We start from the raw sequence: 19012 nt of genomic DNA, 5'->3' as shown, positions 1-19012 counted from the left end.
ATAAAAAAATAGATTTTATGAAGGTTTCTCGAGTAGTTTTTCCTTGGATAGTGTTTCTCCTTCTTTTCCGTGTGGTGTTCTCTTGACGGTGTCATTGGATTTTTCTATTTCTCTTGCTTCTTCTGCTAGTCTTGCGGCTGTTGACATCATTTCGTGTGCTGATGCTACTATTGGTATGTATTTTTCTGGGTCTTGTACCATGAAGCATCCTTCAACGTCGATGTCAGCGACTTTTGATGCTATCTCATATGCTGCCATGGCTTTTGCCTTTGCATATGGGTTCTTGAAGTCTGCGGCTTCAACTGCTACATCTCTTGTAATTACAAGTTGTGGTAGTTCAATTTCTTTTCCAGCTTCTACATCAGCTATCATGGCGTCGATTGTGTTGTGGACTACTCTGTATGCGCCTGTTAATGCAAGTACTTTCATTAAGTCTGCGTTGAATGCTGCCATCTCGGTTGGGTCTAGGAATTCTCTCCTTGCACCTATCATGGAGTCTGCTTTAACTATAATGTAACCGAGGCCTTGTTCTTCGATTTCGTCTTTCACGCGAAGTCCTGGAGCATCTCCCACTATCATTGCGGGTACGTCAGCTTCGGAGAGTAGTTCTCTTGCTCTTGCAGGTCCTGGTGCTCCTGGGTTTGGGCTTATGAATATGACAAAGTCTCTGTCTAGTTCGAGCATTTTGGGGACTACAAATTCTATATCATCAGGGTTCATTTTTGTTCCAGATCCCATTACACGGATCTCGACATTTGGTCTGTCAGCTCTTTCATCAAGTACTAGGTCTATCACTGGGGATGTCCCAAGGTTTCCACATTTTAGTACACCGATCTTCGCAACCATTTTATATCACCACATTTTATTATTCCGGTATTTATTAAGTATTTTTTCATCTAACATTTATAGTTAAATTTTTATACCAGTAAGATGAAAGAGGTGATTGTGAATATTTTTTTCTGCCTTTAAAGCCCCAATCATGTGAAATTATCTACTAGAAGCTGTTTGTAGGTAATCTAAGATTGTTTGTCCCCTTGTTATCCTATAAAAAAATTTTTGTTTGTAAAAATACAAATAGGATGATATTGGTGGATAATCATCTAAGGGGCGGTAAGTTCACTTAAATTTTGATCGGGCCTCCCATATTTTTTTGAAACTTTTAAAACCGCCGCATGGACCTTTTGGTTGGAAGCTTTCCAGTAAGTTGATCAATTTCTCTACAGATTCCTTTGCAGTTGAAAGTAGGTAAGTTGAATCTGGAGGCTTTAGATCATGTATAAGATGGTCTATGTCCTCTATTTTAGCTATGGGTATGCCTATTTTTTCACAGAGATCGATACTTGCATGTTGACGATGAAATCCTGCAATTTTTATTGAGGGAACCCTAAGAACGCCGGCTTCTATTGTGACACCCATGCCAGCAGCATAGATCATGGCTTTTGAAGCTTTCATTAAGCTTGGGAGATCAACAAACCCTTCTAGAATGTGGATTTTTTTTGAGGTTATATTTTTCTCGATGAGTTTCCTATCAAATCTGAAAGGTGCCAGTAGGACATCTTCTTTTAATGCTTCCAATGTCTTGATTAGAGGTGGGATATCATTGGTTTTCAAATCGCCTCCAAGTACTGCAAGTATGAATTCGTGAAGGTTGTACTTTTCTTTAACAGCCTTTGGATCTTCGAGTTTTAAATTTTTTACATAGAGGGCATGAGGATAGCCTCCTATGTTTTCTACGTTTTTTAAATGATAATTGGTTTCAAGATATTCCTTGTATTCAGCAGAGGGTGCTGTTACGAGGTTGGCAAATGCTATCATTTCAATGGGGTTATAAATGTCTTGTTCAATATGTAATACTGGTATTCTAAGTAGTTTAGCGGCTGCAATACTCTTTCGCACATCACCTGCATTACCGCAAGTTAAAAGGATCTCTGGTTTGTTTTCTTTTAAAGCTTTAAAAGCCTTTTTAATATCTGATAATATCCTAACTGCGATAAGGATCTTGTTACCATTGGAGCGCCTACTCTCCCCAATTGGATATATACTTTGACAATAAGGTTCTAAGAGTTCTTTAACACCTCTTCCATGGGATAAAGCGATGAATTTGGCGTTAAATTCTTCCATTAATGGTATGAATGTTTTTGCAGGTGCTAATTCAGCTGCGATGGCCACTTTCATAATATGCCTCCTTTATTATCACAGCCACAGCTATTAAATAGAATATCCATACCACAAGATCTGTAGGGCCAGTTTCAATCCATACAAGAGTGTGAGCTAATATTATCGCGTATAAAGCTGTGAAAAAACCTTTTTTGACCCTTTGGATTATATGGAGTAAACCAAGGATCAAACCTATGATGAACATTTGTGATATCATGGCAAAAAAGCCGAAGTCTAGAGTTGCGGGTCCAAAGATTGTTGAGGTGCTTGAATGTTTATATCCTAGGACTGTTGTCCCCACGATAATCCTAGGATCAGTAGATGTGAAAAATCCGGTCAAAGTAGAATATAATAATCTACCTTGTGTAGCGCCCTCAAATTGGATTAAACGGTCAAAAACTGTTAATGTATACCCTGCACGATAAAAAAATAATTCTATGGGATTTAAACTCCAATGCTGCCATTCTATCGACTTAACGGCAACATAACCTATAAGAATGGTTAGGGAAATTATAAGGATTCCAATGATAGTAAGCTTCCCTATGGAAATGTGCCTTGTATAATATAGGTTTATAAGTACACTGAGTAATATGACCACTGTGGTCGTCCTATATCCTGTTAAAGCGAACAAAATTAGTCCAAGGATGAGAAGCCCATAATAGAAATTTCTTTTAAATCTGGCCAGTAATAGATTTATAGAAAACAGGAATAAAAGATAAGATATGAACCAGATTTTGGTTAGGGCCTTGGCTTTAAGGTATCCGCTAAATAATGGTATGCCACCAACATTGTACAAGTTCCATGCCGCTAATATTGTACTTATGATTAGAATAATTAACAAAAGTGGTTCATAAATGTGGCTAAATTCTCCTTTGACCTTATATGGGGATAATTTGAAATTTGAGGATGCTAGAACTCCTAAAGCGTAAAATAGTGAACCTATACCAATATAGATTATGGAGATTGGTGATGGGAAATTTAAGCCCCTGATTTTATAATGGAATGCTACATATGCCATTAGGAGATATGCTATGATTGCAACAATTATTATATAAGGTGAAAAAATGTCCTTATTCTTAAACATGGGTATCATCTTATTGTTCTAGTGCATTGGATGTTAGTGTTGCCGCAAATGTGGGACATGAAGCTGTATGTATATGAATATAACTTGCGAGGGTTTTTTTAGATGTGAGACCATCCATGCCCTCTTTTATGCCCTTTCCTCTCTGTATTTTAAATGCAAATTGTGGATTGCCTGTAACTTGGATGTTTGAGTAATGGAATTCATGTCCTTTGAAAATTTCAGTTCTTGGAGATATTATGTTGTCTATTACTGATTTTGCTATTACGTAACTTAAACCTTGAACTTTCCGTGTCATTGTAGACTTGTAGGGGAATATGTTGCACATTTCATGTCCATCTAGGGATTTTGAAAGATATAATAGACCCCCACATTCACCAAATATTGGTTTTCCATCTTCGTGGAACTTTTTGATGGAATCTTTCATTGAAGTATTTCTTTCGAGTTGTTTTGCGAAAATTTCTGGGTATCCTCCACCGATATAGATTCCATCGACGTCAGGGATCTCTTCATCATGTAATGGGCTGAAATAATATAAACTGGCTTTATTATCCTTTAGAGCCTCTAGGTTCTCTATGTAGTAAAAGTTGAATGCCTCGTCATATGCTACGCCTATTTTAACCTTTTTACGGTTTTTTACCTGCCAAAGAGGTTCTCTTTTGCCTTTTATTTTTTTAGCGTTTTTCATTATGTTTTTGAGTTCATCAAGGTCAATATATTCTTCTACTACATTTCCCCACTTTTCTATTGAAAATTTTAAATTTTCACGTTCAACCGCAGGCACCAATCCTAAATGTCTCTGTTCAACCTTTAAATCTTTTCTTCTAGGTATGCCACCAATTACTATAGTATCTGAAAGCTCTTCAATGGCTTTTTTAGTTTTAAGGTAATGCTTTTTATTTTTAACTTGGTTTAGGATCACTCCTTCAATTTTAACCTCAGGATCCAATGCTTTGAAACCAAGCACTATTGCAGCTGCACTTTTTACCAAACTTCTAGAATTAATTATCAACACAACAGGGGCGTTTAAAGCTTTTGCTATTGATGCTGTACTCCCAACATCATCAACTGGACTTATACCCTCATACAAACCGCGAACACCCTCTATAATAGCCATACGTGCACTAGATGCCTCCATGCCCCTTATGAATGCTTCCCTGATCTGCCCCTTTGACATGAAAAAAGAATCAAGATTACGTGAAGGATTACCCGTGGCCATAGTATGATAAGATGGATCTATATAATCTGGGCCAACCTTAAAAGGCTGAACGCCCTCACTGGATAATGCCTTCATTATACCAGTGGAAATGGTGGTTTTACCGACAGCACTACCACTACCTGCAAGCACAACTCTCATAATATAGGATCCAATAAAACTCCTATTTAATTCCTTCGAAAAGAAGCTCCTTCATAAAGAGTGGATAATAAGTCAAAAATTCTAGCTATAAAATTTCAAATTATTAGATTCGCATTCTATATCTGAATAGGGGATATGAGGAGTATTGAATCATATAATATTGTATGCTCACATTAGAAGTGAAAAAGTATAAGTCCGATCTTTAGCTTATTGAAAGGATCCATCTAAAAAGTAGAGAAATGAAAGCCAAAAGTATATAAGGATCCTTTTATGTCCATTTATCTTAACAAGAAAAAAAGAAATTTTAATAATACCAAAAGCCTTTTGGCTTCCTTTGTGGGGGGTAGGATATGGTCGTCCAGAATTCGTCTCCAATCCAGTACTCATAAGATATCATCAAAAAATTATATATAAATCTTTCCATCTTCCACAGATATAACTTTAAAAAGGCAAGTCAAAATTTATCGCAGATCCTTCAGAAATTGAATCTATGGTAGCAATTTTTGTGGTTTCTGCAGGGCTTTAAGGTATTTTAGTCAACTATTAAATTATTTATTCTACCTTAGTACCGCCCCATATTGCTATGAGTCCAACGATTATTTTCAATGCTGCATGCCAAACCGGATCCTTAAGATTTGGAAATGGGAATCCAACAAAGCCGAGTATACCCATTATTATTAACAATATACCAATTATGTAAAGTAACCATTTTGTCACAATACCACCCCCTCTCTAATCAGCCCTGCAGAAACCAAATAAAAATTATATAATGAAAGTAATATAAATTTTATTAAATAGTGTTTTTGAGTATGAAGTTATGTTAGAGCGCAAAAGAAAATTGCAAATATTAAGTGATTCTGCACAATTTGACCTATGCGATTATAGTGCAGATGAAAAGCAAAGAAATGTAAATCTTCCTGGAATATATTATAGTAGTATGAAAGGTTGTAAGGTTCCCTTATTCAAGGTTCTGCTTAGTAATAAATGCTACAACGATTGTAAATATTGTTTAAATTGTAGTAAACGGGAATTCACGCGCATTGAACTAGAACCGGATGAATTATCCAAGGTTTTCATGGATTATTATGAAAAAAGGTACGTGAAAGGTTTATTCTTAAGTTCGGCCACGATAGATGATGTTGATAATACCATGGAGAAACTCGTTGAAGTGGTGAGGATTCTACGCCATGATAAAGGATATGATGGTTACATACACCTTAAAATTTTGCCGGGAACTTCGAAGGAACTGATTAAAAGAGCCATGGAACTGTCAAATAGGGTGAGTATCAACATTGAAACAGCAACAGCAGATGGACTTTCAGCCCTTTCATCAACCAAGGACTATAAAATAGATATTATAAGGAGAATGAAATGGATAAAGAAAATCCATGACAAGAACCCTGATCTCACCCCTTCTGGTCAAAGCACCCAATTCATTGTAGGCGCGGTTGAAGAAACCGACCAGGAAATTCTGAAGAGGATATCATGGCTTTATGATAAATTAAATATTAAAAGAACATATTTCAGCAGCTTCCAAGCATTGGATGGCACTCCATTAGAGGATAAACCAGAACCCGATCCCAGACGTTCAATACGTTTATATCAAGCTGATGCATTGGTAAAATCTTATAATTTTAAATTAAGTGAATTTGAATTCAATGAAGGGTTTTTAGACTTGGAAATGGATCCAAAGTATGTGGCAGCGCTCAAAAGTGACCTGTTCCCATTAAATATTAACACTGCTACTTACGATGAACTTATACGAGTACCTGGTATCGGCCCTATATCAGCAAAGAGGATAATCTCAAAAAGGAGGAAAAGCAGAATAAATAGTCTAGATGAACTTAAGGGAATGGGTGTATGGGTTAAACGTGCTGGAAAATTCTTGTACATTGATGGTTATCAAAGCAACTTAGATAACTTTCAATAATCCTATCCAAGTTCTGAAAATAGATCCCATATCTCAGGGTATTTGTTTTTAACAGCTTCTTCGATTAAAAGAGACGCCTCTTTGCTTATGCTGAATTCCGGTTTTGTCTTCTTTAGGTATCTTAAAACTGCAGCTGATCTTGCGGACCATAATGTTATCCTAGGGTTCTTTTTAACCTCTTCTAAAACCTCTTTGACTTTATCCTTGGAGTGTGTGCTTGGGGGTGTTAATGTATCCTTAGCATGTTCCTTTTGTGGAGTGGTTGTTGATTTTGCTTTTATTAGAGCGTCAAGACCTCTTCCAAGACTTTTATTTTGTCTTGTCATTTCTCGTCCTCCATCTCGATCAGTTCCTCTGCTAACTTAAGGTATGCTTGGGAACCTTTACAGTCTTTGTCATAAATTATGCATGGTTTTCCATGACTTGGGGCTTCTGCTAAGCGAATGTTTCTTGGTATTATTGTTTTGAAGATGTATTCTTGCGGAGAGAAGAAATTTTTAATTTCTTGGTAAACTTCCCTTCCAAGTCGGGTTCTTCCATCATAGAGTGTTAACAGTATGCCTTTTATTGGGCATGGGCTTTTTAAGCGGCTTTCAACCAATTTCATGGTTTTAAGGAGGTCAGCCATGCCCTCAAGGGCGTAATATTCTGCTTGTATTGGTATTATAATGCTATCGCCTGCAACAAGGGCGTTTAATGTTAGTATTCCAAGGGATGGTGGGGCGTCAATGAATATGTAATCAAAATCTCTTTTGATGGGGTCTATAGCTTCCTTGAGTATGGTGTGATAGCCTATTTGGCTGGTGAGTTCCACTTCCGCGCCGCTGAGGGCAAGGTTGCTTGGGATAATATACAAGTTGGGTATCATTGTCTCATGTATCGTATCTTCTATTTTTGCTTCTCCGCTTATAACAGAGTATATTGTCGAATTTAATTCTGCCTTGTTGACTCCAAAACCTGTTGTTGCATTTGCTTGGGGGTCTATATCAACTATTAGAACTTTTTTGCCCAAAATTGCGAGTGCACTTGATAAATTTACTGCTGTGGTTGTTTTACCACAACCTCCTTTTTGGTTTATAATGGATATTATTTCACCCATGGAAAACCTCCAAGAATTTAACTATAATAAGTTCTAAATTATCATTTATAAAGTATACCCTATAACTTATAAGTTATAACTTACAATGTGGGTTCATATAAATTTCACAAAAATCCTACCCTCAGAAATTGATTCTCTCAGAAACCCTCACAGGTAACGTAAGTGGCCTGAAAGGCATCCCCTTTACTTCATTTTTCACCATGGAAATAAAATCTCCCAACTTGAAAATCTCTTTCGCACCAGTTTTCCTAATATTCACTGAAAATTCAGCACTTTCAAGTTCTCTGTCACCCACAACTATAACATACGGTATCCACTCCTTGGCCGCATCCCTGATTTTTTTACCAACACTCTCTGGCCTATCATCCACATCAACCCTGATACCCTCATCCCTTATCTTATCAGCGATCTTCATTGAATAGTCAACATGCCTCTCTGCAACTGCTATTATCCTAACTTGAGTTGGTGAAAGCCACACAGGAAACATTGGAGGCCTCTTTTCCATTTCAATCGCAGCCTTCTCCAACAAACTACATATTACTCTCTCTATACTCCCAGTAGGGCTGCAATGGAGTATTATAGGATTTCTATCAGCCCCATCTTCTTCGAGAAATGTTATATCAAATCTCTCCCCACTCTCAACATCTATTTGGACTGTTGGATTCTCTATGGGCCTTCCAAGATAATCTATCGCCGCAAAATCCATTTTAGCTATCCAATAGTGCTTTCTTTCAGGTAAAAGTTCCAATAATATTGGTTTACCAACCTTCTCCACAAGTGAAAGTATCCAATCCCTGTAACTATTATAGAAATCCTCTGTAGCCCTGAATATCACCTCATAGTCCACTTCAAAATCCCTGGAAGTTCTAAGACAAATTTCAACTTGCTTCTCAAACTCTTCAAGTGCTTGGCCCATGTCCCTACATACTGTGTGAAGATCTGGCATAGTGAAACCTCTAAGTCGCTTAAGACCAACAACTTCTCCCTTCTTTTCTAGTCTGAAACTGTAAGTTGAAAGTTCATAGACGCGAACAGGGAGGTTTTTCCATGTTAAAAACGAGTCTGATAATATCCTGAAGGCCCCGAAACAACAAGCATATCTTAACATTAATTCTTTTTTGTTTTTCATCCTGTATTGTCTTTCCCCAAACTTTTCAGCGTGCACTCTTATTGCTTTGTCTTCAAGGTCGTACATTATTGGCGTTTCCACAGGCATGGCACCCTCCGATGTTACGAGTTTATATACGTAATCTGCTAGGAGATCCCTTATAAGACGTCCCTTTGGGTACCAGCGGAGGTGTCCAATATCAGCAGAAGGTTCATAATCAGCCAAGTTTTTTTCCTTCATGAGTTTAACATGGGGTGGTTCTCCTCCTTTAGTTTCCAAGACTCCTAACTCGTAGTCTACAAGGGATTTGAAATTCTTGCTTTTGAATTCAAAATCTTTGGGATCCATAAGTTTTCCATTTTTGATTATGAACCATTTGGATTCTATTTCTTCCTTGGCTATTTTTTCTCTTTTAGGTTCTGCTTTTATTGTCCTTGAAAGTTCCGAGAGTGGATGGCCTTTACATGATATCTTGAATGCCTTGTACCATCCGAATGGTACTCTTGAAACATTGAATCCTTCATTTTCCAAGGCAGTTTCCATGCTTTTTAGGATTTTTTTCGCCATTTCGGGCGAGCTTAAGGATGAACTAAGGTGAGCATAAGGGTATATGACGATTTTCTCGGCTTTAACTTTGTTAAAAACCTCTTTTATCTCTTTGATGGCATTTTTGATCACAGCCTCTGGGTTGGTTTCATCTTCTTTTTCAATTGCTGTGAAAACTACTAAAGATTCTTTGAAGGACCCTTCCATCATCTTCTCTGGTATATCCTCTGCTATACTTGTTTTATCCCGTACATTGTATTTTAGATAATCCGCGTGGATTAAAAGTATTCTCATCTAAATCACCTAAGGCCTTTAAATGTGGAGTAAACTTCAATTATTTAATTTGAATCTTTTGAGTATTATAAAAATTTTGGGGGAGGGTTTACTCTGATCTAATAAAAGAATTCCAAATAGGATATTTGGATTAACTTTTCGACGATTCTTTGATATTTAGCGACAAAAGCTATTTATATATTTTGCATACACAACAGAAAATGGTGATAGATTATGAAATATCGCTGTAAAGTATGTGATTATATCTATGATCCAGAGAAGGGCGATCCTAGCCAGGGTATAAAACCTGGAACGCCCTTTGAGGATCTGCCAGAGGATTGGATTTGTCCAATCTGTGGGGTTGGAAAAGACCAATTCGTGCCATTAAAAGAGGAAGGACCCATTCCAAGGGTAGAAGATATTCAAATGTTTTGCTACCAATGCTCTCAGACAGCAAAGGGGAAGGCTTGCACAATAAGGGGAGTTTGTGGAAAAGAGCCAACAGTTGCAAGATTACAAGACAACTTATTATTTGTCATAAAAGGAATTTCCGCCTATCTTTACCATGCGAGAGAACTAGGATATAGTGACAATGAAATAGACGCATTTCTTGAAAGAGGATTCTATTCTACCCTAACAAATGTCAATTTCGACTCAGAAGAATTTATAAAACTTGCACTTGAAGCGGGAAAGATGAACATAAAAACAATGAAGCTTTTAAAAAGGGCCCACATAGACAATTATGGCGAACCAAAACCCACAAAAGTGGAAGTTGGAGCATCCTCCGGGCCAGGAATCATAGTAACAGGGCACAGTTTAAAAGCACTCGAAGAATTATTAAAACAGACAAAAAATACAGGTATAAACATTTACACCCATTCTGAGCTTTTACCAGCTCATGGCTACCCTGGCTTGAAAAAATATGAACATTTGAAGGGGCAGCTTGGCGGTCCATGGTTTGATCAAAAAGAAACATTTTCAAAATATCAAATTGCAATACTTGGAACATCAAATTGCGTACTCCTCCCAAAGGATGAGTATAAGGACAGAATGTTCACATCTGGTGTTGCAAAACTCCCAGGAGTAGAGTACATTGAAGATTATGATTTCACACCATTAATTGATAAAGCCCTTGAATTACCATCACTAAAAGAAGAAGAGGAAAAGAAAACATTTACAACTGGTTTCGGCGCTTCAACCATACTATCATTATCTAACAAGATAAAAGAGCTTGTAGAGGATGGTAAGATCGGAAGATTCTTCTTGGTTGGTGGATGCGACTCCCCACTCCCCCAAGCGAAATATTATAGAGAATTCGTAAGTAAACTCCCAGATGATACCATTATATTGACACTCGCTTGTGGAAAATACCGTTTCAACGACATGAACCTTGGGGATATAGAGGGAATACCACGTCTTATAGACCTTGGACAATGTAACGATGCCATAGTAGCAATAGAAATCGTAGAAGCCCTCAGCAAAATATTCAACATGGAAATAGATGAACTACCACTTAACATTGTCCTAAGTTGGATGGAGCAAAAAGCAACAGCCATACTCTGGAGCTTACTCGCACTAAACATGAAAGGAATGTATGTCGGCCCCATACTCCCAGGTTGGGCTAACGATGACATCAAAAAATTCCTAGTGGAAAAATATGATCTGAAACTTATAAGCAAGCCTGAAAAGGACATGAGGGAAATGTTAAGGTGATATAATTGGAGGATTTAAAAGGAAAAGTCTTGAAGTTGAAAGAGCTGATAGATTATCAGGATGGTGCGGTCGTAAGTCGTGAAATCATAAGACGTGATACAGGTACAGTTACAATATTCGCCTTCGACAAAGGACAAGGCTTAAGTGAGCATACGGCACCATTTGATGCCATGGTCCAGATCATCGACGGCAAGGCTGAGATAACAATAAGTGGCAAAAAACATGTGCTAGAAGCCGGGGAAATGATCATTATGCCGGCCAACGAACCACACGCATTATATGCAATGGAACCGTACAAGATGGTACTCACCATGATAAAATCATAGCCCCATGTAGCGAAAACCAACTAAGAGGATTATAATTAGCCCTGCAAGTATCATAGTAGCGAATATTACCCCTATTCTTTTTCCAAAACTCTTCGTGCCAAATAATAGAGCTATTCCAAACTTTACAAGGGTATTGGAGATGCTTGCAAGTGTTATTGTAGTTATCGCAGTATATGGTGATATCATATTATTCCTGGAGAGAATGGCCATGCTTACTGTGATGGCGTCAACGTCGGCAATGCCTGATATCAAACCTGCTAAATAGACTCCCATATTCCCTATATAGATATTGGCAGCCTTCGCCGTGAAAAGTATCATCATAAAGAGGGCTCCGAAAATAAATGCTGGTCTTAGTGAGAATGGGTTCTTCAATTTCACCTCAGATTTCACATTTTCATCCGGACTTCTAAGCAAACCCAAACCAAGAACTATTCCAATAATACCCATAGTAAGGAGTGGCAATGAAAGGAATGTTAAAAGTCCAGGATTTATAACCATGACTTCGAATAATATCCTGAAAAACATCATAGAACTTGCAACAACAGATGCAAATACAGCAGCCCTCATAACACCCTTTGATTCCTTCACCCGCCCGGCCATAGCTGTTACAACAGCTGTGCTGGATACAAGACCCCCAATGATCCCTGTAATACTAAGGCCCCTCTCAGGGCCTATTATTTTCATGGCAATATACCCTGCATAGCTTATACCTGAAATAAAAACAACCATTAACCATATCTGATACGGATTAAAAACATTAAAAGGACCCATATAAGTGTTGGGAAGTAATGGTAATATCACAAATGCAACTACTAGAAATTTTAGGGTGTCTATCATCTCCTTTTCACTTATGCGCTTGGCGAATAAATGTAAATACTTTTTAAGGGCGAGTAATGCTGTTATGATAATCGCCACTATCGGTGCAAGCTTGTAACCATCACCCCATGCGCAGATGGCACCAAGTACAAATGTCAAAAGCGCCGCAACTTCACTTGTAAGTCCAATATCACCATCATCCTTCGTACTCATAATATAACTCGCAACTATAAGAGCAACAAGTCCTATAAATGCCACAAGCAAAAAATATGGGAAAACTTCTGAAACATAAAATGATAATGTCCCCAAAAGAGCCATTAACATGAAAGTCCGTATACCTGCAAATTCAGAATTTTTTCTACGTCTCTCCCTCTCAATACCAATAAGGGCGCCTATGCCAAGGGATATAAGGATTCTTAAAATCAAAGATTCCATATTACAATATAAGCCATACATCCTATATATCTATAAATCAGATAATAACATATACTCCTATAATTGTTATCATCAGGTGGGTTTTCATGAGAAGTGACGAGATTAAAAAAGGATTTGAAAGAGCCCCTCACCGTTCACTACTAAGGGCTTGCGGATTAACAGATGAAGATTTCAAAAAACCTTTCATTGGGATAGCGAACAGTTACACTAACATAGTACCGGGACACCTCCACCTTAAAAGCTTAGCAGAGGCTGTAAAAGCTGGTGTGAACCAAGCAGGTGGTATACCATTCGAATTCCATACCATGGCAATATGTGATGGTATAGCAATGAACCATGATGGAATGCGCTACTCACTCGCCTCAAGAGAGATAATAGCAGACACCGTTGAAAGCATGATCCAAGCACACCGCCTAGATGGTTTAATACTCCTCTCATCCTGTGACAAGATAGTCCCTGGCATGTTAATGGCCGCAGCCAGACTCAACATTCCAAGCATAGCTGTTACAGGAGGTCCCATGCTCCCAGGAGAATGCCAAGGAAAAAATGTCGACCTTATAAACGTATATGAGGGTGTTGGCGCCCTTAAAGAGGGTAGAATAAGCCCCAAGGACCTTGAAGAGTTAGAGAAGTGTGCTTGTCCAGGGCCTGGATCATGCGCTGGCCTATTCACTGCAAATAGTATGGCTTGTCTTACCGAGGCCATTGGCATGAGCCTTCCTGGCTGTGCCACAGTCCACGCCATAGACTCCAAAAAATTACAGATCGCACGCCTTTCAGGTGCCAGGATTGTTGAAATGGTGAAGGAGGATCTCCGCCCAGCGGATATAATGACCCAAGAGGCCTTTGAAAATGCAATTGCTGTGGATGTTGCTCTCGGAGGTTCAACAAATACTACACTTCATCTGCCCGCCATCGCAGCCGAACTCGATAATGTTGATGTAAACCTAGATTTATTCGATGAACTAAGCAAGAAAATACCCCATATAGCTGCAATATCCCCTGCAAGTGAAAATCATATGATAGACCTTGAAAGAGCTGGAGGTATACCAGCCGTACTAAAAGTCCTAGAGGAGAGAATAAACTTAAACGTGATTACGTGCACTGGTAAAACTTTAAAAGAAAATATAAAAAATGCAAAGGTGAAAGATCCGAATATTATCAGGCCATTAGATGATCCCATACACAAACAAGGTGGTATCGCCGTTTTGAAGGGTAATTTAGCCCCCAGGGGGTCGGTGGTTAAACAAGCAGCTGTCAAAGATGATATGTTAACCTATAGTGGAACTGCAAAAGTATTTAACAGCGAAGAAGAATGTGTCAAGGCAATCTTTGATGGTGAAATAGAAGAAGGATGCGTTATAGTTATAAGATATGAAGGGCCTAAAGGCGGTCCTGGTATGAGGGAGATGCTCAATCCAACCTCGGCCATAGCAGGGATGGGATTTGAAAAAGTGGCCCTTATAACAGATGGAAGATTTTCAGGGGGCACCAGGGGACCGTGCATAGGACATATATCACCAGAGGCTGCTGAAGGCGGTCCAATCGCCGCCCTAGAGGATGGGGATATAATAGAGATAAACATTCCAAAAAGAAGGCTAAATGTTAAACTCTCAGATGATGAAATAAAGGAGAGGCTTGCCAAAGTCGAACAACCAACCCGTAAGGTTAAAGGGTGGCTTAGAAGATACCAGAAACTTGCAACCTCTGCTGATAAAGGAGCTATATTAAGAAGTTAAGGGGAGTGTGAAATGCAACCTCTGCTGATAAAGGAGCTATATTAAGAAGTTAAGGGGAGTGTGAAAAATTGAAAGATCATCTAGAACTAGTAACATATATCGTAATATTATTAGTGGCGGTGATACTTTCACAGCATATGAACGTGGTTGTTTCAGGTAGCATGGAGCCCGTATTTTACCGTGGAGACATTGTTATAGTCCAAAAAAGCGACTTTCTCGGAATCCGGGAATTCGATCCCTTGGATGTTAAAAAGGGTGATATTATAATATATAATGCCAATTGGTTCCCCGAGCCTGTTATACACAGGATTATAGATATAAAGAAGGATGAGAATGGAGTATATTATATAACTAAGGGTGATAACAATCCTGTTCCAGACCCTGAAAAGGTAAGACCATCACAAGTAACAGCCCGTGTAATCAAAATAGACAATCACCTCCTTATAATACCAAAGATAGGATACATAACCTTGTGGATAAAAGGATTATAGCAGGCAGTGGTGAAGCAATGATAAAAACAGTGGAAGATTTGGCGAGAAAATCGTTAAAAAAAGCCATTTCAAGCCTCGATTACCCCATGGTTGATATAAGATTTGAAGAACCCCCCAACCCTGAACTGGGAGATCTTGCGACAACAATATCCTTCGAACTTGCAAGTAAATTAAAAAAGAATCCTGTTGAAATCAGCAAAACAATAATAGGGATGGTAAAGTTACCCAAATTCTTTGAAAGAGTAGAAGCAAATGGCCCATATATAAACTTTTTTATAGATTATCAGAGTTTTTCAAGGGAACTGTTAAATTCCATAGATGAAGATTATGGTAGATTATCTAAAAAAAGTGAAAAAGTCATTTTAGAACACACGTCTGCTAATCCCAACGGACCCCTACATATTGGACATATAAGAAATGCTATTATAGGTGATTCCCTTGCAAGGATACTTAAATTTGCAGGTTATAATGTTGAAACCCATTATTACGTAAATGATATGGGTAGACAAATAGCCATGATAGTATGGGGCCTTCTTAATCTCCAAAAAAATTTGGCAGATTATCATGGAGACAAATGGGATCATAAAATCGGCAGATTATACTTTGAAGTCAATCAGTACCTTGAAAAAAATCCAAAATTAAAAGATGAAATCGATGAACTCATAAGATCCTATGAGAACGGAGAACTAGAAAAGATCTTCCAAGAGGTTGTTAAAAAATGCCTCCAAGGTATAAAAGAGACGCTCAAAGAACTCCATATTAAACATGACAAATTTATCTGGGAAAGCAAATTTGTAAGGGACGGATCAGTCAAAAATGTCCTTGAGAAACTGAAAAAGACCCACTACATCCGAGAAGATGATGTCTTATATCTCGACTTGGAAGATTTCGACATTGATAAGGAGCTTATATTAACCCGCTCGGATGGCACCTCACTTTACTCCACCCGAGACCTCGCATACCACTTATACAAGTCAAATAATTGTGACATAGTTATTGACATCCTCGGATCTGACCATAAATTAGCCGTTAGACAAATAGAGGCGGCTATGGAATTACTCGGCGGTAAAAGACCAGAAGTTATATTCTACGAATTCATAACACTCCCAGAAGGTTCAATGTCCACCCGTAGAGGTGTTTTCGTATCAGTAGACGATCTCTTGGATGAAGCCAGATCACGGGCGGTCAAAGAAATAAAAAAGAGAAGAAAGGATTTAAAAATGGCTGAAATTGAGGATATCGCCGATAAGGTAGGTGTAGGTGCCATAAGATATTATATTGCAAGATTATCCCCAGAGAAACATCTTGTTTTCAAATGGGATGAGGCATTAAATTTTGAAATGGGTTGTGCATCAATCCAATACGCCCATGCAAGGGCATGCAAATTACTCAAAAAAGCCCTGTTCAATAATGATGTTAAAATAGAAGGGGAATGGGCACCTGATGAAACGGAAAAAGATGTTATAAGATTGTTAGCCAAATTCCCAAAGGTTGTTGAGGAATCTGCGAAAACTAGACGTGTTCATTTAATAGCTCAATACTTGCAAGAGCTTGCAAATGCATTTAACAAATTCTACAAGTTCTCACCAGTAATCGGATCAGAATTTGAAGGAGCGCGCCTAATCATAGTTGACAGGGTCCGGAAAACTATCAAAAATGGGCTAAAACTCCTCGGGATAGAAGCGCCTACTATGATGTGATTATAGGCTCATTTTATCAGCCAATACATGATAGCCTTCTGAGCATGGAGTCTATTCTCTGCCTGGTCCCATACTACTGAATTTGGACCGTCAATCACATCAGTTGTAGTCTCCTGACCCCTTTTTGCAGGCAAACAATGCATGAATATAGCATCAGCTTTCGCATGATCCATTAGATCCTTGTTAACCTGGTATGGTCTGAATGCCTTTAACCGTTCTTGGGCCTCATTTTCATGTCCCATACTAACCCACACATCAGTATAGACAACATCAGCCCCTTTCACGGCCTCGTATGGGTCATTGGTTATCTTTATCACGGATTGGTCTCGTGCAATTTTTTCAGCTTTTTTTATTATCTCCTTATTTGGTTCGTAGCCTTTTGGCGATGCAACATAAATGTCCATTCCTAGAATTGCTGATATCAAAATTAAGGAGTTGCAAACGTTGTTACCATCACCTATAAATGCTAATTTGCGATTAAAATCCCCTTTATATTCTCTTATGGTCTGCATGTCTGCGAGTGTCTGGCATGGATGCTCAAGATCTGTTAAACCGTTAATTACCGGTACTGATGAATTTTCCGCCAATTCTATAACGTCCTTGTGCCTGAATGCTCTTATCATTATGGCATCAACATATCTACTTAGGGTTCGGGCTGTATCTGCTATTGGTTCGCCCCTTCCTAGTTGCAAGTCTTGAGCAGATAAATAGAGGGGTGTTCCCCCCAATTGGCTCATTCCCACTTCAAATGATACTCTTGTCCTCGTTGAAGCTTTCTCGAACACCATGGCCATATATTTGTCCTTCAATGGTTTTCCTTTTATCAAGCCATTCTTGAATTTATCTGCAAGGTCTAGTAGGTATTCTACTTTGTCTTTCATGTCACATACTGATAGTAGGTGCCTCATTTTTATTCTCCGCTTCTATTTTTTTATCTGTTTGATGTGATTGATTCTCTTTTGGATGAGTTCTCTTGTCCCGATATCCCTGCGGTGATATACGTCTCCTTTGATGAATTTTGTGGCATTTTCACATGTCTGTTCTGCTGTGTAGATATCTTCTGCTAGTGCAACTAATGCCACGGCCCTCGATGATGTTGTGTATATCCTACCATCTTTTTCATTCACTGAAGCGTAATAAATGTCAGCACCCTCACTTTTTATCATTTTTTCATCTATTTCCAATGGTTTTCCAGCCTCTCCCTTGTCAGGGTATCCTCTAGGCACTATATATTTGCAGACTGTTGCTAATTCCTTGAATTTAGCAGTTTTTAATCTAGTGTTGATTATGTCCTCGCATATGTCAACCATGTTGGTTTCAAGTAATGGTAGGACGTTCATGGCCTCTGGGTCTCCGAATCGGGCGTTATATTCTATAATACGTGGCCCATCACAAGTTAACATAAACTGTCCATATAATATGCCCTTATATGGGCCCACTTCTTTATCTAATGCATCTATGGTCTTTTCCATTATTTTAACTGCTTCATCATATTCTTTCTTTTCTAGAAATGGTAGTAGTCCATTTTTATCTGAATAGGACCCCATGCCTCCTGTTATCGGCCCTTTATCGCCTTCGAATGCATGTGGATGATCCTGAACTGCTGGCATGGGGACTAATTTTTTACCATCAGAAAATGCTTGGAGGGTGAATTCCTCGCCAGTGACCTTTTCTTCGATAACAACCCTAGAGTGGCCTCCTATCTTTTCTTCTATTACCTTTTTAGCATATTTTTTAGCTTCTTCATTGTCTTTTAGGTGTTCTCCCACTATCTTGACACCTTTACCCCCTGTAAGTCCAACTGGTTTTACTACTGCCTCGCCTTCAAAATCGTCCAAGAATTGGCTAACCTCTTGGTAATCATTGAATACCTTGTATTGAAGTGATCCTGGTATCTTGTATTTTTCGAAGAGTATTCTCATGAAGGCTTTATCTGTTTCTATCTTGGCGGCTTCAGCTGTGGGGCCTACCGTTTCAATGTCGGCGGCGAGTAGCTTATCTACTATGCCCTTTTCTAGTGGGGCTTCCGGTCCGATGAATGCTATATCAATATTTTTTTCGATTGCGAAATTTTTAACCTTTTCAGTGTCTGTTTCATCTCCTAATTTGAAATCTTTCACGATACGTGCTATGCCCGGATTTTTGTTGCTCATGAAAGAATAAATTTCAGCTTCGCCTTCTAATGATTTGCATATGGCATGTTCTCGCGCTCCTGTACCCACTACCAAAATCTTCATGGGT

17 protein-coding genes are annotated in these 19012 nt (G+C 38.6%); 6 read left to right on the top strand and 11 right to left on the bottom strand.

The features are described 5' to 3' along the window. Positions 1-15: 15 nt before the first annotated feature. From DPC56_RS05670 to DPC56_RS08220, 5 genes are all read right to left on the bottom strand, one after another. Entirely contained in the window at positions 16-846 is an 831-nt protein-coding gene (locus DPC56_RS05670) for a F420-dependent methylenetetrahydromethanopterin dehydrogenase (protein WP_112094104.1), read from the bottom strand. Positions 847-1116: 270 nt separating this feature from the next. Continuing rightward, on the bottom strand, positions 1117-2175 hold the full coding sequence (locus DPC56_RS05665) for a glycosyltransferase family 28 protein (protein ID WP_112094103.1): 1059 nt from the start codon (positions 2173-2175) through the stop codon (positions 1117-1119). Further along, positions 2153-3241, bottom strand: a complete 1089-nt coding sequence (locus DPC56_RS05660) for an oligosaccharide repeat unit polymerase family protein (RefSeq protein ID WP_112094102.1) — start codon at positions 3239-3241, stop codon at positions 2153-2155. The genes DPC56_RS05665 and DPC56_RS05660 overlap by 23 nt, the downstream gene beginning before the upstream one ends. Before the next feature lie 10 nt (positions 3242-3251). Then, positions 3252-4595 carry a Ni-sirohydrochlorin a,c-diamide synthase gene (gene cfbB / locus DPC56_RS05655; RefSeq protein ID WP_112094101.1) on the bottom strand — a complete coding sequence of 448 codons (1344 nt, stop codon included), beginning with the start codon at positions 4593-4595 and terminating at the stop codon, positions 3252-3254. A 552-nt stretch (positions 4596-5147) separates the two neighbouring features. Then, positions 5148-5312, bottom strand: coding sequence for a hypothetical protein (locus DPC56_RS08220; protein WP_181454405.1), 165 nt, complete (start codon positions 5310-5312; stop codon positions 5148-5150). A 100-nt stretch (positions 5313-5412) separates the two neighbouring features. Between DPC56_RS08220 and DPC56_RS05650 the strand changes: the two genes are divergently transcribed. Next, positions 5413-6525 carry a radical SAM protein gene (locus DPC56_RS05650; RefSeq protein ID WP_112094100.1) on the top strand — a complete coding sequence of 371 codons (1113 nt, stop codon included), beginning with the start codon at positions 5413-5415 and terminating at the stop codon, positions 6523-6525. 2 nt (positions 6526-6527) lie between these two features. Here DPC56_RS05650 and DPC56_RS05645 read toward each other — a convergent pair whose 3' ends face one another. The 3 genes from DPC56_RS05645 to DPC56_RS05635 all read right to left on the bottom strand — a co-directional run bounded on the left by DPC56_RS05645 (position 6528) and on the right by DPC56_RS05635 (position 9572). After that, positions 6528-6851, bottom strand: a complete 324-nt coding sequence (locus DPC56_RS05645) for a hypothetical protein (RefSeq protein ID WP_112094099.1) — start codon at positions 6849-6851, stop codon at positions 6528-6530. After that, positions 6848-7624: a ParA family protein gene (locus DPC56_RS05640; RefSeq protein ID WP_112094098.1), complete on the bottom strand. Its 777-nt coding sequence runs from the start codon at positions 7622-7624 to the stop codon at positions 6848-6850. Before DPC56_RS05640 ends, DPC56_RS05645 begins: the two co-directional genes overlap by 4 nt. A gap of 121 nt (positions 7625-7745) precedes the next feature. Then, positions 7746-9572, bottom strand: a complete 1827-nt coding sequence (locus tag DPC56_RS05635; RefSeq protein WP_112094097.1) for a threonine--tRNA ligase — start codon at positions 9570-9572, stop codon at positions 7746-7748. Between the two features lie 213 nt (positions 9573-9785). Between DPC56_RS05635 and hcp the strand changes: the two genes are divergently transcribed. Next, complete coding sequence (hcp, locus tag DPC56_RS05630; protein ID WP_112094096.1) at positions 9786-11264, top strand: hydroxylamine reductase; 1479 nt, start codon at positions 9786-9788, stop codon at positions 11262-11264. 5 nt (positions 11265-11269) lie between these two features. Further along, positions 11270-11590 carry a cupin domain-containing protein gene (locus DPC56_RS05625; RefSeq protein ID WP_112094095.1) on the top strand — a complete coding sequence of 107 codons (321 nt, stop codon included), beginning with the start codon at positions 11270-11272 and terminating at the stop codon, positions 11588-11590. Here DPC56_RS05625 and DPC56_RS05620 read toward each other — a convergent pair. Then, entirely contained in the window at positions 11585-12841 is a 1257-nt protein-coding gene (locus tag DPC56_RS05620) for an MgtC/SapB family protein (RefSeq protein WP_112094150.1), read from the bottom strand. The genes DPC56_RS05625 and DPC56_RS05620 overlap by 6 nt on opposite strands. An 86-nt stretch (positions 12842-12927) precedes the next feature. Between DPC56_RS05620 and ilvD the strand changes: the two genes are divergently transcribed. The 3 genes from ilvD to argS all read left to right on the top strand — a co-directional run bounded on the left by ilvD (position 12928) and on the right by argS (position 16771). Then, positions 12928-14580 (top strand): dihydroxy-acid dehydratase, encoded by a 1653-nt coding sequence (gene ilvD / locus DPC56_RS05615; RefSeq protein ID WP_112094094.1) that lies wholly within the window; start codon positions 12928-12930, stop codon positions 14578-14580. A 68-nt stretch (positions 14581-14648) separates the two neighbouring features. Beyond that, a complete protein-coding gene (locus DPC56_RS05610) occupies positions 14649-15071 on the top strand; it encodes a signal peptidase I (RefSeq protein ID WP_112094093.1) in 423 nt (140 codons plus the stop codon). Between the two features lie 17 nt (positions 15072-15088). Beyond that, entirely contained in the window at positions 15089-16771 is a 1683-nt protein-coding gene (gene argS, locus DPC56_RS05605) for an arginine--tRNA ligase (protein ID WP_112094149.1), read from the top strand. An 8-nt stretch (positions 16772-16779) separates the two neighbouring features. Here argS and argF read toward each other — a convergent pair whose 3' ends face one another. Continuing rightward, complete coding sequence (gene argF, locus DPC56_RS05600) at positions 16780-17679, bottom strand: ornithine carbamoyltransferase (protein ID WP_112094092.1); 900 nt, start codon at positions 17677-17679, stop codon at positions 16780-16782. 15 nt (positions 17680-17694) lie between these two features. After that, complete coding sequence (gene purD / locus DPC56_RS05595; protein ID WP_112094091.1) at positions 17695-19008, bottom strand: phosphoribosylamine--glycine ligase; 1314 nt, start codon at positions 19006-19008, stop codon at positions 17695-17697. Positions 19009-19012 lie beyond the last annotated feature (4 nt).

The sequence above is a fragment of the Methanothermobacter tenebrarum genome (assembly GCF_003264935.1).
Classification (GTDB): Archaea; Methanobacteriota; Methanobacteria; order Methanobacteriales; family DSM-23052; genus Methanothermobacter_A; species Methanothermobacter_A tenebrarum_A.
This window is presented reverse-complemented; position numbering and strand designations above follow the sequence as displayed.

Excerpts from the sequence above, each read along its gene's own strand:
- DPC56_RS05670 (WP_112094104.1), bottom strand. The coding sequence starts at position 846 with ATGGTTGCGAAGATCGGTGTACTAAAATGTGGAAACCTTGGGACATCC.
- DPC56_RS05665 (WP_112094103.1), bottom strand. The coding sequence starts at position 2,175 with ATGAAAGTGGCCATCGCAGCTGAATTAGCACCTGCAAAAACATTCATA.
- DPC56_RS05660 (WP_112094102.1), bottom strand. The coding sequence starts at position 3,241 with ATGTTTAAGAATAAGGACATTTTTTCACCTTATATAATAATTGTTGCA.
- cfbB (WP_112094101.1), bottom strand. The coding sequence starts at position 4,595 with ATGAGAGTTGTGCTTGCAGGTAGTGGTAGTGCTGTCGGTAAAACCACC.
- DPC56_RS05650 (WP_112094100.1), top strand. The coding sequence starts at position 5,413 with ATGTTAGAGCGCAAAAGAAAATTGCAAATATTAAGTGATTCTGCACAA.
- DPC56_RS05645 (WP_112094099.1), bottom strand. The coding sequence starts at position 6,851 with ATGACAAGACAAAATAAAAGTCTTGGAAGAGGTCTTGACGCTCTAATA.
- DPC56_RS05640 (WP_112094098.1), bottom strand. The coding sequence starts at position 7,624 with ATGGGTGAAATAATATCCATTATAAACCAAAAAGGAGGTTGTGGTAAA.
- DPC56_RS05635 (WP_112094097.1), bottom strand. The coding sequence starts at position 9,572 with ATGAGAATACTTTTAATCCACGCGGATTATCTAAAATACAATGTACGG.
- hcp (WP_112094096.1), top strand. The coding sequence starts at position 9,786 with ATGAAATATCGCTGTAAAGTATGTGATTATATCTATGATCCAGAGAAG.
- DPC56_RS05620 (WP_112094150.1), bottom strand. The coding sequence starts at position 12,841 with ATGGAATCTTTGATTTTAAGAATCCTTATATCCCTTGGCATAGGCGCC.
- ilvD (WP_112094094.1), top strand. The coding sequence starts at position 12,928 with ATGAGAAGTGACGAGATTAAAAAAGGATTTGAAAGAGCCCCTCACCGT.
- argS (WP_112094149.1), top strand. The coding sequence starts at position 15,089 with ATGATAAAAACAGTGGAAGATTTGGCGAGAAAATCGTTAAAAAAAGCC.
- argF (WP_112094092.1), bottom strand. The coding sequence starts at position 17,679 with ATGAGGCACCTACTATCAGTATGTGACATGAAAGACAAAGTAGAATAC.
- purD (WP_112094091.1), bottom strand. The coding sequence starts at position 19,008 with ATGAAGATTTTGGTAGTGGGTACAGGAGCGCGAGAACATGCCATATGC.